Source organism: Serratia sp. CY47280, assembly GCF_052168655.1.
GTDB classification, from domain to species: Bacteria; Pseudomonadota; Gammaproteobacteria; order Enterobacterales; family Enterobacteriaceae; genus Serratia; species Serratia bockelmannii.
The window spans coordinates 1-16231 of the sequence record NZ_JBJNMG010000011.1 but is presented as its reverse complement, the minus strand read 5'-3'; the positions used below and the strand labels follow the sequence as shown (position 1 = coordinate 16231).

Genomic DNA, 16231 nt, shown 5'->3' with positions numbered 1-16231 from the left:
AAGAGAGGTTCGAATGGTCATCCCCGATGCAGCCAATAGCCCTGGTGTTGACCGCAGATCTTTTTTGCCGCCTGCTCCCTGCTTACGGACAAGAGCAGGCGGTTTATTTTGTGAGACTGGCACCCCCCCAGGACGCGAATCACACAGTATGTGCGCTAATTAACCACATAAACGATTAAATGTGAATGTCTTTTGAGTGTTTTTTTATTTAGTATCGAGTATGTTTTGAGTTTGCCAAAGGAAATCAAACTGATATCACCGCAACCACCGGGGCATCATCTATAATCCAGCACGGGTTCTCGCGCAGGTTTTTCAGCGCTCGCGGTCAACATCAAAAAAGCCAAGGTTGTCATGAAGAAAACGCCAAATTATATCGATGCAATCAGCGCGTTGCTCACTCTGAAAGGAGTTGGCGACAGAAAACATGCCTCCACGATGGCCAACATACTGAACCTTCAGTACAACAGCGCCAAACAAAAACTGGATGGCAAAAGGGGCATCACCCTCGATGAAATCAAAAAGGTTTTTCAGTATTTCAACGAACCGTTTGCCGGCCAAAGGACGCATAACGGCGTCTTTATCATGAACAGCATTCACAAGCGCTGCAACATTGAGGTCGACGAGCGCCCGGCCACGCAAGCAGACAGCGACGAAACCTACGCCTACAAAAAAGACGATCTTTTCATCATCAACACCAACCGGGAACATGCCGCCGATGCCCCACTGTACAAAGTCAACAAGATAGACTTTCTGCCGGCTCCGCGTATCGCGATCCTGGACAATGACAGTGATATTCTCGAATTGTTGAAGAAGATCGCCTGCCGCTACGGCATCGAGACCGAGACCTTTCAGACGGCGGACGCCATGCTGGCCGCGCTGGAGCACCAGTCTTTTGAGGCGTTTATTTTGGACTGGCTGTTGGACTTCGGCGAGACTTCCGAACGCGTCGTGAAGAAAATAAAGGACACCCTCGATCCGCATGCCCGCATCATCATTTTGACCGGCCAGCTGAATCACTACGAGAAAAACATCGGCGATATGATCCTGCACTATGACGTGCATCTGGTGGAAAAACCGACCAAACCGCTGATTATCTCTTCGCTGCTGCTGTCGAACTTATTCTTTAATTAGTTTGACCGGGATGCGGATCAAAAACGACGAGCCAACCCCTTCGACGGATTTGACCTTGATGGCGCCTTTCATCGTCGTGACGTAATTTTTGATAATGGTCAGCCCTAGCCCCAATCCCTGTCGCGTTTCCCTTTCCACCCCCTGATTGAACGCCTTATATAATCGTTCCAGATTATCGACGTTAAACCCGATGCCGGTGTCTTTTACCCATAAATACAGATTGCCGTGGCACACCTTCACATTGAGGATAATCGCACCGTGGTGAGTAAATTTGTCCGCGTTGCTGAGCAGATTGGCCAATATTCGGTAGAGCTTATATTTGTCGGAGCAAATCAAACCAACATAGGATGAACGACGCACCACGATGCGATTACCGCGCCCGGCGCTGATACTGGTCATGGCATCGTCCACCACCTCATTCAGACGGAAGGTGGATATATTCATTTTGACCTCCCCCATCTCTAGCCGCGAATAATCCATCACTTCGCGCGTTTGTTCGGTGATCTTATTGCCGTGATAGGAGATCAGGCGAGCTTCTTTTTTCAACTCTTCCTGCGCTAGCTCGTGCTCCATGATATCCGCAGCAATGACGATGGCCTGAGTCGAGCCGGCGATCTCGTGGTAGATGGAAGAGATAAAGATGTTCTTATTCTTGATGATCTCTTTTAACGAGAAGGCATTTCTCAGCACCAGGAACATCATCAGGAACACCAACATCAGCGAAAAGAGGGCAAACATCTCGGCTTTACTCGAGTTGTCCTGGATGATGCCTTTCACTTCGGTAAAGTTTTTAATCTGTATCCGATAAATAATTTCCTGGATATCGACCAGCGTGCCCTCGATATCATCCATATAAGAGAGAATATCCGCCTTGTTTTTCTGCCCCACCAGCAAGCCGGCGGAGAGATCGTCCAACGTGCGGTACTGCTGCTTCAGCAGCGCAACATTCTTGATGAACTCGTCGTCGTAATAAAAAGAGTCGCTGAAGGTCGAACGGCTCTCCAGGATCTGAATCTTCGAGTAAAAGATTTTCTTCTTGATCAGGAAAGCGTCGTAGTCGTTATTTTCACTGAGCAGCAGCGCGGTTTTGGTCCTTTCAAACGCCAGAAAGAGGATCTCGGCCACCGAGTAGTTGTCCAGATTGGGCTCGATCTGCTTATAGCGCTCTTTTACGCCACCGAAGTTAATAGCAATCAACAAAATCAATAAAGAGAAGATGGCAACCAACGCGATAAGAGTACCGATCAGTTTTTTGCTCATCTTATTTCATCTCCAACCGTTTAACTTGCCAGACGGTTTTCGCATTCACATCCAGGTTATTCAGCTCAGCGTAGCCATCGCGCGGATAAATAATGGCGAATGGCCCCAGCTCCCCCACGTCGATCGGCTTACCGCCGCGCAGATAGGCGACAATCACGCGGTATTTAATCATCTCGTCAATCGGCATCGAGTAGGAGTAATCGTCCCAGGCGAAAGCGCGCACCGACTGGCCTTTCAGATGATAGGCTTTCACCAGCTCGGCAAACTCAACGCCGGTAAACGTATCTTCCGGGGTGAAATTGGTCGAGGTTTTAATCGTGTGCGGCGGCATCGCCTCCAGCATCTGCCGGGTGATTTTGATCTTCTCGCCGTCGAGCGGTTTCAGATAAAAATAGTCAACGGCCGCATACAGCGGCGCGCTAAACAGCGAAAGCAGCAGTAACGTCATCAATCCTTTGATTTTCATCATTCACCCTCTTTGCGTTTCACCAATTCGGCCTGGCCAAATTCATCCTGCCCGACCACGACCCAGCCGTGACGTTGATAAAAGCCTTCGGCCTTGGAGCCGAGATCGGTGGTTAAGTGGATCGCTTCGGCGCCGTGCTCAAACATCCAGTGAGTGACCCGTGCCAGTAAGGCAGAGCCGATCCCCTTAGACTGGTATTCCGGCTTCACGAACAGGCCGCCGATCAGCGGTTCAGGGATGAATAACCCGAAGCCAACGCCGGCATAGTCGTCGCCATACTTGCAGATCCAACCGCCGCCCTGGTTGATGTCCTCCAGCGCCTGTTTGCGCTGCAGATACTGGACCTGATGCGGATGCAGCAGGTTTTCTTCAACGGAAAAGCGGATCTCATACAGGTATGGCAGGTGTTGCGCCGTCAATTTTTCGAAGGTAATGAGGCTGTCCATGTTTCGCACTGTCCTTAATTGTCAGATAAAAAGCGCCGGTCAATTTCTGCTGGAACCATAGTAGCAAAGTTTGTCTTAACCCGGCACGAGGCGAAAAAAAACCGCCCCCGAAGGGGCGGTTTATCTGGCGATGGGCCCGGCGTACCGGGCCCGCGGCGCGGATGACGATTACTCGTCGTCGCTGCCGCCCAGGCCTGCGTTGAGCAGCTCGGCCAGGTTAGCCGTCGCTTCTTCCGCGCTGACTTGCGGAACAACCGGCGCTTCACCCTGAGCACGGCGACGCATACGATCCTGATGATAAGCGTAACCGGTACCGGCTGGGATCAGACGGCCCACGATAACGTTCTCTTTCAGGCCACGCAGTTCATCACGCTTGCCGGCTACGGCAGCTTCGGTCAGAACGCGCGTCGTTTCCTGGAACGATGCAGCGGAGATGAAGGACTCGGTCGCCAAGGAAGCCTTGGTGATACCCAGCAGATCGCGCGAGAAGGTTGCCGCGATTTTACCTTCAGCTTCCAGCTGACGGTTGGCAATCTTGACGCGAGACACTTCAGCCTGCTCGCCTTCCAGGAACTCGGAGCCACCAGCGCTAACGATGGTGCCTTTACGCAGCATCTGACGAACGATAACTTCGATGTGCTTATCGTTAATCTTAACGCCTTGCAGACGGTAAACTTCCTGCACTTCGTTGGTGATGTAGCGGGTAACCGCATGCACGCCACGCAGACGCAGAATGTCGTGCGGAGACTCTGGGCCGTCGGAAACGACGTCACCACGTTCCACCACTTCGCCTTCGAACACGTTGAGCTGACGCCATTTCGGGATCATCTCTTCGTAAGCGTCGCTGCCGTCCAGCGGAGAGATCACCAGGCGACGTTTGCCTTTGGTCTCTTTACCGAACGAGATAATCCCGCTGATTTCAGCCAGGATTGCCGGCTCTTTCGGACGACGTGCTTCGAACAGGTCGGCAACGCGCGGCAGACCACCGGTAATATCCTTGGTACCGCCGGATTCCTGAGGAATACGCGCCAGGGTATCACCCGCACCGATCTGAATGCCGTCTTCCAGCTGAACGATCGCTTTGCCCGGCAGGAAGTATTGAGCAGGCATATCAGTACCTGGGATCAATACGTCTTCGCCCTGAGCGTCAACGATTTTCAGTGCCGGACGCAGGTCTTTACCGCTACCGGTACGCTCTGCGCTGTCCAGTACGACCAGAGAAGACAAACCGGTCAGTTCGTCGGTCTGGCGAGTAATGGTCTGGCCGTCAACCATATCCGCGAAGCGAATGAAGCCGCTGACTTCACTGATGACCGGCATGGTGTGCGGATCCCAGTTAGCAACGGTTTCGCCGCCGTTAACTTCTTCACCGTCGCCTTTGCCCATCACGGCACCGTAAGGCACCTTGTAGCTTTCTTTGGTACGGCCGAATTCGTCGATCAGTTTCAGTTCGGTGTTACGCGAGGTGATCACCAGCTTGCCCGCGGCGTTCATAACGAACTTCACGTTGCTCAGCTTGAGGCTACCCTTGTTTTTCACCTGGATGCTGGATTCAGCAGCCGCACGAGATGCCGCACCACCGATGTGGAACGTACGCATCGTCAGCTGTGTACCCGGCTCACCGATGGACTGTGCCGCGATAACGCCGATGGCTTCACCTTTGTTGATGATGTGGCCACGTGCCAGGTCGCGACCGTAGCAGTTTGCACACACACCAAAGTCGGTTTCACAGCTCACTACGGAACGGACTTTAACGCTGTCGACAGAATTCTCTTCCAACAGGTCACACGCCTTCTCGTTCAGCAGGGTGTTGCGTGGCACCAGAATGTCCGCCGTACCCGGCTTGAGGACGTCTTCTGCCGTCACACGGCCCAGAACGCGTTCACGCAGCGGCTCTTTCACGTCGCCACCTTCGATAACCGGAGTCATCAGGATGCCGTCGTGGGTGCCACAGTCGTCTTCGGTCACAACCAGATCCTGCGCCACGTCAACCAGACGACGGGTCAGATAACCGGAGTTCGCGGTTTTCAGTGCGGTATCCGCCAGACCTTTACGAGCACCGTGGGTGGAGATGAAGTACTGGAGTACGTTCAGACCTTCACGGAAGTTCGCGGTGATTGGCGTTTCGATGATGGAGCCGTCCGGCTTCGCCATCAGGCCACGCATACCGGCCAGCTGACGAATCTGAGCGGCGGAACCACGCGCACCGGAGTCGGCCATCATAAAGATGCTGTTGAAGGAAACTTGCTGTTCCACTTCGCCGTCACGGTTAACCACGTCTTCTACCGACAGGTTTTCCATCATCGCTTTCGCAACGCGTTCGTTCGCTGCAGCCCAGATATCGATCACTTTGTTGTAGCGTTCGCCGGCGGTAACCAGACCAGACTGGAACTGCTCCTGGATCTCGGCAACTTCGGTTTCCGCTTCTTCGATGATCTCCGCTTTCTTGGCCGGGATAACCATGTCGTCGATACCTACGGAAGCGCCTGAACGGGCTGCGTAAGCAAAACCGGTGTACATGATCTGGTCAGCAAAGATAACGGTCGGCTTCAGGCCCAGGATGCGGTAACAGGTGTTCAGCATCTTGGAGATCGCTTTCTTGCCCAAAGGCTGGTTAACGATCGAGTACGGCAGACCTTTCGGTACGATCATCCACAGGATGGCGCGGCCGATGGTGGTGTCGATGATGCTGGTCTGAGAAGTCCATTCGCCTTCGGCGTTTTTGACGTCTTCGGTGATACGCACTTTAACGCGCGCATGCAGAGACGCCAGGCCGGCGCGGTAAACACGCTCAGCTTCTTTGGAACCGTTCAGCACCATGCCTTCGCCCTTGGCGTTAACACAGTCGCGGGTCATGTAGTACAGACCCAGTACAACGTCCTGAGAAGGAACGATGATTGGCTCGCCGTTCGCTGGGGACAGGATGTTGTTGGTAGACATCATCAGCGCACGCGCTTCCAGCTGGGCTTCCAGCGTCAGCGGTACGTGAACAGCCATCTGGTCACCATCGAAGTCGGCGTTATAGGCCGCACAAACCAGTGGGTGCAGCTGGATCGCTTTACCTTCGATCAGAACCGGTTCAAACGCCTGGATACCCAAACGGTGCAGGGTTGGTGCACGGTTCAGCAGTACCGGGTGTTCGCGGATCACTTCGTCCAGGATATCCCAAACGACGGCTTCTTCACGCTCAACCATTTTCTTGGCGGCTTTGATGGTGGTGGCCAGGCCACGCAGCTCCAACTTGCCGTAGATGAACGGTTTGAACAGCTCCAGCGCCATCTTTTTAGGCAGACCGCACTGATGCAGACGCAGGTATGGACCTACGGTGATTACGGAACGGCCGGAGTAGTCAACGCGTTTACCGAGCAGGTTCTGACGGAAACGACCCTGCTTACCTTTGATCATGTCGGCCAAAGATTTCAGAGGACGTTTGTTGGAACCGGTGATGGCACGACCGCGACGGCCGTTATCCAGCAGGGCGTCTACCGCTTCTTGCAGCATACGCTTTTCGTTGCGCACGATGATGTCAGGCGCAGCCAGATCCAGCAGGCGTTTCAGACGGTTGTTACGGTTGATCACGCGGCGATACAGATCGTTCAGATCCGAGGTCGCGAAACGACCGCCATCCAGCGGAACCAGCGGGCGCAGATCCGGCGGCAGTACCGGCAGCACGGTCAGGATCATCCACTCCGGCTTGTTACCGGACTGTACGAACGCTTCCAGCAGCTTGATACGCTTGGTCAACTTCTTGCGCTTGGTTTCGGAGTTGGTTTCGTTCAGCTCTTCACGCAGCTGCTCGCACTCGGCTTCCAGATCCATGTTTTTCAACAGGGCCTGAATAGCTTCCGCACCCATCTTGGCGTCGAATTCGTCACCGAACTCTTCCAGCGCGTCCAGATACTGCTCTTCGGTCAGGATCTGACGACGCTCGAGGTTGGTCATACCGCCTTCGACCACCACATAGGATTCGAAGTACAGTACGCGTTCGATGTCACGCAGCGGCATATCCAGCAGCAAACCGATGCGGGATGGCAGCGATTTCAGGAACCAGATGTGCGCGGTCGGCGAAGCCAGCTCGATGTGGCCCATGCGCTCACGACGCACTTTGGTCTGGGTCACTTCAACGCCGCACTTCTCACAGATCACGCCGCGGTGTTTCAAGCGCTTGTACTTACCGCACAGGCACTCGTAATCTTTTACCGGCCCGAAGATACGGGCGCAGAAAAGGCCGTCACGTTCTGGTTTGAACGTACGGTAGTTAATGGTTTCCGGCTTCTTAACTTCACCGAACGACCACGAACGGATCATGTCTGGCGAGGCCAGAGCAATCTTGATCGCATCAAACTCTTCGGTCTTAGTTTGCGCTTTCAGAAACTTCAATAAGTCTTTCACGGATTGGCTCCTGTCGGAGTTAAACCTGTTGGGTACCCACAACCGCAGTAGGTACCCGTGTGACCTGAACAACCACCCTCAGGCTCCCTTAGGCGGGGAGCCTGAGCCGGAATGACGATTACTCGTCTTCCAGTTCGATGTTGATGCCGAGCGAGCGGATTTCTTTCAACAGTACGTTGAAGGATTCCGGCATGCCTGGCTCCATCCGGTGGTCGCCATCCACGATGTTTTTGTACATCTTGGTACGGCCGTTAACGTCATCCGACTTAACGGTGAGCATTTCCTGCAGGGTATAAGCCGCGCCGTATGCTTCCAGTGCCCACACTTCCATCTCACCGAAGCGTTGACCACCGAACTGCGCTTTACCACCCAGAGGTTGCTGAGTAACCAAGCTGTAAGAACCGGTTGAACGGGCGTGCATTTTATCGTCAACCAAGTGGTTCAGTTTCAGCATGTACATATAGCCAACAGTAACCTGGCGCTCGAATTGCTCACCGGTACGGCCATCGAACAGCGTGATCTGACCGGAGGTCGGGATACCACCCATTTCCAGCAGCTTCTTGATTTCAGTCTCTTTCGCACCGTCAAACACCGGTGTTGCGATCGGCATACCTTTTTTCAGGTTCTCTGCCAGACGCAGCACTTCGTCGTCGCTGAAGGTGTTCAGGTCAACTTTCTGGCAAACGTCGTCGCCCAGATCGTAGGCCTTCTGGATGAACTCACGCAGCTTGGCCACTTCCTGCTGCTGCTTCAGCATCTGGTTGATCTTCTCACCGATGCCTTTCGCAGCCATACCCAGGTGGGTTTCCAGGATCTGACCGATGTTCATACGTGATGGTACGCCCAGCGGGTTCAGTACGATGTCTACCGGCGTGCCGTTTTCATCGTAAGGCATATCTTCGATCGGGTTGATCTTGGAGATAACACCCTTGTTACCGTGGCGGCCCGCCATCTTGTCACCCGGTTGGATCTGACGTTTAACGGCCAGATAAACCTTGACGATTTTCAGCACGCCCGGCGCCAGATCGTCGCCCTGAGTGATCTTACGACGCTTGGCTTCCAGCTTCTTCTCGAAGTCGGATTTCAGTTCGTCGTACTGCTCGGCCAGCTGTTCCAGCTGGTTTTGCTTCTCTTCGTCGGTCAGGCCCAGTTCCAGCCAGCGATCGCGCGGCAGCTTGCTCAGCTTGTCGGCTTCGATGCCACCGGCAACCAGCACCGCGTGGATACGTGCAAACAGGCCGGCTTCCAGGATCTGCAGTTCTTCCGTCAGGTCTTTCTTCGCCTGCTTCAGCTGCATCTCTTCGATTTCCAACGCGCGCTTGTCTTTTTCCACGCCATCACGGGTGAAGACCTGCACGTCGATAACCGTACCGGAAACGCCGTTCGGCACACGCAGAGAAGAGTCTTTAACGTCAGACGCTTTCTCACCGAAGATCGCACGCAGCAGTTTCTCTTCCGGCGTCAGCTGGGTTTCGCCTTTAGGCGTTACCTTACCGACCAGGATGTCACCGCCGGTCACTTCAGCACCGATATACACGATACCGGATTCATCCAGCTTGGAGAGCGCAGCTTCACCCACGTTAGGGATGTCGGCGGTGATCTCTTCAGGCCCCAGCTTAGTGTCGCGAGACACGCACGCCAGTTCCTGGATGTGGATGGTGGTGAAGCGATCTTCCTGCACCACGCGCTCGGAGACCAAGATGGAGTCTTCGAAGTTGTAGCCGTTCCAAGGCATGAACGCTACGCGCATGTTCTGGCCCAGTGCCAGTTCGCCCAGGTCTGTCGATGGGCCATCCGCCAGCACGTCACCGCGCTCGATTGGCTCACCCAGACTCACACACGGCATCTGGTTGATGCAGGTGTTCTGGTTAGAACGGGTGTACTTGGTCAGGTTGTAAATATCGATACCTGCTTCGCCCGGGTACATCTCGTCTTCGTTAACTTTGATAACGATACGGGAAGCATCCACGTACTGGATCACACCGCCGCGTTTGGCAACGGCGGTTACGCCGGAGTCAACCGCTACAGCACGTTCCATACCGGTACCGACCAGCGGCTTGTCAGCGCGCAGGGTTGGTACGGCCTGACGTTGCATGTTCGCACCCATCAATGCACGGTTGGCGTCATCGTGTTCCAGGAATGGAATCAGTGAGGCACCAACGGAAACAACCTGCTGGGTGGATACGTCCATGTAGTCAACCTGATCGCGGCTGAACAGGCTTGATTCGCCTTTGCTGCGGCAGGTGACCAGGTCTTCTACGAAGCGGCCTTCTTCATCCAGGTTGGAGTTCGCCTGGGCGATAACGAAGTTGCCTTCTTCAATAGCAGACAGGTAGTTGATTTCATCGGTCACCACGCCGTCACGCACGCGGCGGTACGGGGTTTCCAGGAAGCCATACTCGTTAGTCTGTGCGTACACGGACAGGGAGTTGATCAGACCGATGTTTGGACCTTCCGGCGTTTCGATTGGGCACACGCGGCCGTAGTGGGTCGGGTGTACGTCTCGAACTTCAAAGCCGGCGCGCTCACGGGTCAGACCGCCCGGGCCCAGTGCGGAGATACGACGCTTGTGCGTGATCTCGGACAGCGGGTTGTTCTGGTCCATGAACTGGGACAGCTGGCTGGAACCGAAGAACTCTTTCACCGCCGCCGAAATCGGCTTGGCGTTGATCATGTCCTGAGGCATCAGGGTATCCAGATCGCCCAGAGACAGACGCTCTTTCACCGCACGCTCAACACGCACCAGACCTACGCGGAACTGGTTCTCGGCCATTTCGCCGACAGAGCGGATACGACGGTTGCCCAAGTGGTCGATGTCGTCCACTTCGCCCTTGCCGTTACGGATATCGATGAGCTTCTTCATCACTTCGATGATGTCGTCTTTGCTCAGGATGCCCGAACCTTCGATCTCGTCGCGCAGCAGAGAACGGTTGAACTTCATGCGACCCACCGCGGATAGATCGTAGCGGTCTTCGGAGAAGAACAGATTCTCGAACAGGCTTTCGGCAGCTTCGCGCGTTGGCGGCTCACCAGGGCGCATCATGCGGTAGATTTCTACCAGCGAGCTCAGACGATCGTTGGTCGGATCGACACGCAGCGTTTCAGAGATGTACGCGCCGTGATCCAGATCGTTGGTGAACAGCGTTTCGATGCGCTTGTGGCCAGACTGGCTCAGTTTGGCCAGCAGATCCAGCGACAGCTCCATGTTGGCTGCGCAGATCAGTTCGCCGGTATTGGTATCGATATAGTCTTTCGCGACCACTTTGCCCGCGATGTACTCTACCGGTACTTCAATGCTCTGAATGTCGTCTTTTTCCAGCTGACGGATATGACGGGCGGTGATACGACGGCCTTTCTCTACGTAGATCTTGCCGTTGGCTTCGATATCGAACGAAGCGGTCTCACCACGCAGGCGCTCTGGCACCAGCTCCATCTGCAGCTTATTGTCGCGGATTTCGAAGACGATCTTGTCAAAGAACAGGTCGAGGATCTGTTCAGTGGTGTAGTTCAGCGCGCGCAGAATGATGGTCGCAGGCAGTTTGCGGCGACGGTCAATACGCACGAACAGGTTGTCTTTCGGATCGAACTCGAAGTCCAACCATGAACCGCGGTAAGGGATGATGCGTGCGTTGTACAGCACTTTACCCGAAGAGTGGGTTTTACCCTTATCGCTGTCGAAGAATACGCCAGGACTACGGTGCAACTGAGATACGATAACCCTCTCAGTACCGTTGATCACAAAGGTGCCGTTTTCGGTCATGAGCGGAATTTCGCCCATGTAGACTTCTTGTTCCTTGATGTCTTTGACCGTACCTTCAGGCGCTTCGCGCTCATAGATAACCAGGCGCAGTTTTACGCGCAGCGGTGCAGAGAACGTCACACCACGGATCTGGCACTCTTTGACGTCGAAGACCGGCTCACCAAGACGGTAGCTAACGTATTGCAGCTCCGAATTGCCACTGTAGCTCTGGATAGGGAAAACAGAACGGAATGCGGCTTCAAGGCCGTACTGCCCTTCTGGATCTTGCTCGATAAACTTCTGGAACGAGTCAAGCTGGATAGAAAGGAGATATGGTATGTCCAGCACTTGTGGACGTTTACCAAAATCCTTACGAATACGTTTTTTCTCGGTATAGGAGTAAACCATAGGGTTCCTCAGCTCGCTGATCAGTGACCCAATCTGTCCGTCCGATTAGGGACAGTTCATGCAACACCGTTTTGTCGACCGGAAAGCGGGAACACTTTCCGCAATGTCTCTTGCTATCACGCTTAAACCATTTCATCGCGTCTTCCCCCAGAACTCCTGGTAGTGCAAAGACCGCGGTATATTAAGTCGTCAACAGAAACAAACATTGGGAGGCGAAACCAGCAGCCAAACAGTGTGAAACGCTACTGGCGCCCTACAGCGCAAAAAGGCTGGTGACTAAAAAGTCACCAGCCATCAGCCTAAAAGACTAGGCTGCAACCGGAAAGGTTGGCTTATTTAACTTCAACTTCTGCGCCAGCTTCTTCCAGAGATTTTTTCAGAGCTTCTGCGTCATCTTTGCTCACGCCTTCTTTCAGAGCGGCTGGAGCAGATTCAACCAGGTCTTTAGCTTCTTTCAGACCCAGGCCGGTAGCGCCACGTACTGCTTTGATAACAGCAACTTTGTTAGCGCCTGCAGCTTTCAGGATAACGTCGAATTCAGTTTTCTCTTCAGCAGCTTCAGCTGGGCCAGCAGCTACAGCTACAGCAGCAGCAGCAGAAACGCCGAATTTTTCTTCCATAGCGGAAACCAGTTCAACAACGTCCATTACGGACATAGCGGCAACTGCTTCCAGGATTTGGTCTTTAGTGATAGACATAACAATTGTTCCTAAAATTCAGAAATAGTTTAAATACGTTAGCAAAGGCTAAGAAAGAGTGGCTTACGCCGCTTCTTTCTGATCGCGTACTGCAGCCAGAGTGCGAACCAGTTTGCCGGCAGCGGCTTCTTTCATGGTTGCCATCAGGCGTGCGATCGCTTCTTCGTAAGTTGGCAGCGTCGCCAGGCGGTCGATTTGCGCCGCTGGGATCAGCTCACCTTCAAAGGCCGCAGCTTTAACCTCGAATTTTGCATTCGCTTTCGCGAACTCTTTGAACAGACGAGCAGCAGCGCCCGGGTGTTCGTGAGAGAATGCAATCAAGGTTGGACCGACAAACGTGTCTTTCAGGCATTCGAATGGAGTGCCTTCAACTACGCGACGCATCAGGGTGTTGCGAACAACACGCATGTAAACGCCAGCTTCACGACCTGCTTTACGCAGTTCAGTCATTTTATCTACGGTAACGCCGCGGGAATCCGCAACAACCGCAGACAGCGCGCCTTTGGCTACTTCGCTGACTTCAGCAACAATCGCTTGTTTGTCTTGAAGATTTAATGCCATTAGCTTTTTGCTCCTGGATTAGCCGGGGAAAATCCCCCGGAACTCACTTCACTCGGCGCTTTGTAAAACGCCACGCCGAGCGGCTTAACACGGTGAGCAGAATCCAGCAAAGACATTCTTTTATAAAAAAGAAAAATTTTCTTAGGCTCTGTCACCGTCTACGCAGGAAGGATTAAGTATCTTGCGATACACCTGCGGTCTTGGACGGAGGCCTGGATAGGCCAGGCTCCAACCGAAAAATCTTTGTTTTGCCTACGGCATAGCCAGTAGCAAAACCTTGGGGCATAAGATTCTAGACAAATCTCGGCCCCAAGTCAAAGCGATAATCGCAAGTGCGATTAGTTCGCTGCAGCAGACAGACCGCTCTGATCGATAGCAACGCCAGCACCCATGGTGGTGGAGAGGCTAACTTTCTTGATGTACATGCCTTTCGCCTGAGAAGGTTTTGCTTTTTTCAGCGCAACCAGCAGGGCTTCCAGGTTTTCTTTCAGCTTGTCTGCGTCGAAATCAACCTTACCGATAGTGGTATGGATGATGCCGTTTTTGTCGTTACGGTAGCGAACCTGACCAGCTTTAGCGTTTTTCACTGCTTCAGCAACGTTCGGAGTAACGGTACCCACTTTCGGGTTTGGCATCAGGCCGCGTGGACCCAGGATCTGGCCCAGTTGACCTACAACGCGCATTGCATCCGGGGAAGCAATAACAACGTCGAAGTTCATTTCGCCTTTCTTGATCTGGTCAGCCAGATCGTCCATACCTACCAGCTCTGCGCCGGCAGCTTTCGCTGCTTCAGCGTTAGCGCCTTGGGCAAATACGGCAACGCGAACGGAACGACCGGTGCCGTGTGGCAGAACGGTAGCGCCACGAACGTTTTGGTCAGATTTACGAGCGTCGATGCCGAGGTTAACGGCAACGTCAACGCTTTCTACGAATTTAGCGGTGGCCAGCTCTTTCAGCAGAGCAACAGCTTCGGTGATGTCATACTGTTTAGTAGCATCAACTTTGTCACGGATCACGCGCATGCGCTTGGTCAGCTTAGCCATCTCTTAATCCTCCACTACCAGGCCCATGGAACGAGCGGTACCTTCGATGGAGCGAGTCATCGCTTCAACGTCAGAACCAGTCATGTCCGCAGCTTTGGTTTCTGCGATTTCACGTACCTGAGCACGGGTCACTTTACCTACTTTGTCTTTGTTCGGCTTACCGGAACCAGACTTGATACCAGCCGCTTTTTTCAGCAGAACTGCTGCTGGCGGGGTTTTGGTAACGAAAGTGAAGGAGCGATCAGAATAAACGGTAATAACAACCGGAATCGGCAGACCTTTCTCAACGCTGTCAGTTTTAGCGTTGAATGCCTTACAGAATTCCATGATGTTAACGCCTTGCTGACCCAGAGCTGGACCAACTGGCGGGCTCGGGTTAGCCATACCAGCTGCAACTTGCAGCTTAACGTAGGCTTGTACTTTCTTGGCCATTTAAATTTCCTCGGTTTGGGTAGTATCGCCTCGTGAGAGGCTCCCCGTGTTTAACCTCGCCAGACAGGCATCAGGCAAGGCATCTAAAAACAAAAGGCGCGAAATTGTAGTTCAATTTCGCGCCTTTGACAAGCGGCAACGGACCGCTTATTGATGATTATTCGATCAGCCTTTTTCAACCTGGCTGAAGTCCAGTTCCACCGGCGTTGCACGGCCGAAGATGGAAACGGAAACTTTCAGGCGGCTCTTTTCGTAATCGACTTCTTCGACCACGCCGTTGAAATCGGCAAACGGGCCATCGTTGACGCGCACCAGCTCGCCCGGCTCGAACAGCGTCTTCGGACGCGGTTTGTCACCAACCTGCTGCAGGCGGTTCATGATCGCATCAACTTCTTTATCGCTGATAGGCGCAGGACGGTCAGACGTGCCGCCGATGAACCCCATGACACGCGGTACGCTGCGCACCAGGTGCCAGCTGGCGTCATTCATCACCATCTGCACCAGCACGTAGCCAGGGAAGAATTTACGCTCGCTCTTGCGACGCTGGCCACCACGGATTTCAACCACTTCTTCCGTAGGCACCATCACTTCGCCGAACAGCTCTTCCATATCGTGCAGTTTGATGTGTTCACGCAGCGATTGCGCTACGCGACCTTCAAAACCGGAAAACGCCTGAACGACGTACCAACGTTTTTTTGGAGCTTCAGACATTTTAGAACCTCAGGCCAGTAATAAACGACACCAGACGGACCAGAATACCATCCAGTCCCCACAGAATCAGTGACATCACGGCGGTTACCGCGGCAACGATCAACGTGGTGTGTAGCGTTTCCTGACGAGTTGGCCAAATCACTTTACGTACTTCGGTACGCGCTTCGCGGGCAAACGCAACGGTGGCTTTGCCTTTGGTGGTCATCAGAGCCACTGCACCTGCAACGGCGATGATCAGCACAACTGCCAGCGCGCGCAATGGCAGGCTTAAATCACGGTAGTAATAGTTACCGACAATAGCCACAACCAACAGAACGGCGACGATCAGCCACTTTGCCGCTTCCAGGCCGCGTCCGCTCCCTTGAGCCTCGGTATTCGCACTCATAAACCAACCTGTCACAATGATGATTCAGAACAAACAACTTTGCCTCGCATTGCGAGGCAAACCAAACCGATCGGATACCGCAATAGCAATATCCCGGTGTTTTACGCCATGACGTATTCAGTCAATACGGTTTAAGAGCCCATCTCACCAATGATTATGACTGCAAAATCGCTGATGAGATAGGTTCTAGTTCACAGCGTAGAAAAAGGGCATCAAATGATGCCCTTTTACCGCGTGTCGCGTCAAACTTTATCAGCGATTAAGCGATAACTTTAGCAACAACGCCTGCGCCAACGGTACGGCCGCCTTCACGGATTGCGAAACGCAGACCGTCGTCCATCGCGATTGGGTGAATCAGGGTGACAACCATGTTCACGTTGTCGCCTGGCATTACCATCTCTACGCCTTCTGGCAGTTCGATGGTACCGGTCACGTCAGTGGTACGGAAGTAGAACTGTGGACGGTAGCCTTTGAAGAATGGCGTGTGACGACCACCTTCATCTTTGCTCAGGATGTACACTTCAGATTCGAACTGGGTGTGCGGCTTGATGGAGCCTGG

At 53.5% G+C, this 16231-nt stretch carries 12 protein-coding genes and 1 pseudogene; 1 reads left to right on the top strand and 12 read right to left on the bottom strand.

Going from position 1 to position 16231, the window contains the following annotated elements:
• The first annotated feature begins 435 nt into the window (after positions 1 to 435).
• Positions 436 to 1131, top strand: a complete 696-nt coding sequence (locus ACJ8J4_RS24335) for a response regulator (RefSeq protein WP_235211391.1) — start codon at positions 436 to 438, stop codon at positions 1129 to 1131.
• Here ACJ8J4_RS24335 and ACJ8J4_RS24330 read toward each other — a convergent pair.
• The 12 genes and pseudogenes from ACJ8J4_RS24330 to tuf form a co-directional block, all read right to left on the bottom strand.
• Positions 1117 to 2391, bottom strand: coding sequence for a sensor histidine kinase (locus ACJ8J4_RS24330; RefSeq protein ID WP_043143681.1), 1275 nt, complete (start codon positions 2389 to 2391; stop codon positions 1117 to 1119). The two genes, ACJ8J4_RS24335 and ACJ8J4_RS24330, sit on opposite strands and share 15 nt — an antisense overlap.
• A 1-nt stretch (position 2392) precedes the next feature.
• A complete protein-coding gene (locus ACJ8J4_RS24325) occupies positions 2393 to 2857 on the bottom strand; it encodes an oxidoreductase (RefSeq protein ID WP_043143693.1) in 465 nt (154 codons plus the stop codon).
• Positions 2857 to 3303 carry a GNAT family N-acetyltransferase gene (locus ACJ8J4_RS24320; RefSeq protein WP_025304940.1) on the bottom strand — a complete coding sequence of 149 codons (447 nt, stop codon included), beginning with the start codon at positions 3301 to 3303 and terminating at the stop codon, positions 2857 to 2859. Before ACJ8J4_RS24320 ends, ACJ8J4_RS24325 begins: the two co-directional genes overlap by 1 nt.
• 168 nt (positions 3304 to 3471) lie before the next feature.
• Entirely contained in the window at positions 3472 to 7695 is a 4224-nt protein-coding gene (gene rpoC / locus ACJ8J4_RS24315) for a DNA-directed RNA polymerase subunit beta' (protein WP_025304939.1), read from the bottom strand.
• Between the two features lie 118 nt (positions 7696 to 7813).
• Positions 7814 to 11842: a DNA-directed RNA polymerase subunit beta gene (gene rpoB / locus ACJ8J4_RS24310; RefSeq protein WP_025304938.1), complete on the bottom strand. Its 4029-nt coding sequence runs from the start codon at positions 11840 to 11842 to the stop codon at positions 7814 to 7816.
• A 332-nt stretch (positions 11843 to 12174) separates the two neighbouring features.
• The gene (rplL, locus tag ACJ8J4_RS24305) at positions 12175 to 12540 is read right to left on the bottom strand and encodes a 50S ribosomal protein L7/L12 (RefSeq protein WP_004929903.1); all 366 of its coding nucleotides are present in this window, start codon (positions 12538 to 12540) and stop codon (positions 12175 to 12177) included.
• Between the two features lie 63 nt (positions 12541 to 12603).
• Positions 12604 to 13101 carry a 50S ribosomal protein L10 gene (gene rplJ / locus ACJ8J4_RS24300; RefSeq protein WP_004929905.1) on the bottom strand — a complete coding sequence of 166 codons (498 nt, stop codon included), beginning with the start codon at positions 13099 to 13101 and terminating at the stop codon, positions 12604 to 12606.
• A 338-nt stretch (positions 13102 to 13439) separates the two neighbouring features.
• Positions 13440 to 14144, bottom strand: a complete 705-nt coding sequence (gene rplA / locus ACJ8J4_RS24295; protein ID WP_019456443.1) for a 50S ribosomal protein L1 — start codon at positions 14142 to 14144, stop codon at positions 13440 to 13442.
• Positions 14145 to 14147: 3 nt separating this feature from the next.
• Positions 14148 to 14576: a 50S ribosomal protein L11 gene (gene rplK / locus ACJ8J4_RS24290; RefSeq protein WP_015376316.1), complete on the bottom strand. Its 429-nt coding sequence runs from the start codon at positions 14574 to 14576 to the stop codon at positions 14148 to 14150.
• Positions 14577 to 14741: 165 nt separating this feature from the next.
• Positions 14742 to 15287 carry a transcription termination/antitermination protein NusG gene (gene nusG, locus ACJ8J4_RS24285; RefSeq protein WP_004929914.1) on the bottom strand — a complete coding sequence of 182 codons (546 nt, stop codon included), beginning with the start codon at positions 15285 to 15287 and terminating at the stop codon, positions 14742 to 14744.
• Position 15288: 1 nt separating this feature from the next.
• Positions 15289 to 15672: a preprotein translocase subunit SecE gene (gene secE / locus ACJ8J4_RS24280; protein WP_004929916.1), complete on the bottom strand. Its 384-nt coding sequence runs from the start codon at positions 15670 to 15672 to the stop codon at positions 15289 to 15291.
• 259 nt (positions 15673 to 15931) lie between these two features.
• Positions 15932 to 16231, bottom strand: a pseudogene (gene tuf / locus ACJ8J4_RS24275) (elongation factor Tu); the annotation flags it as partial.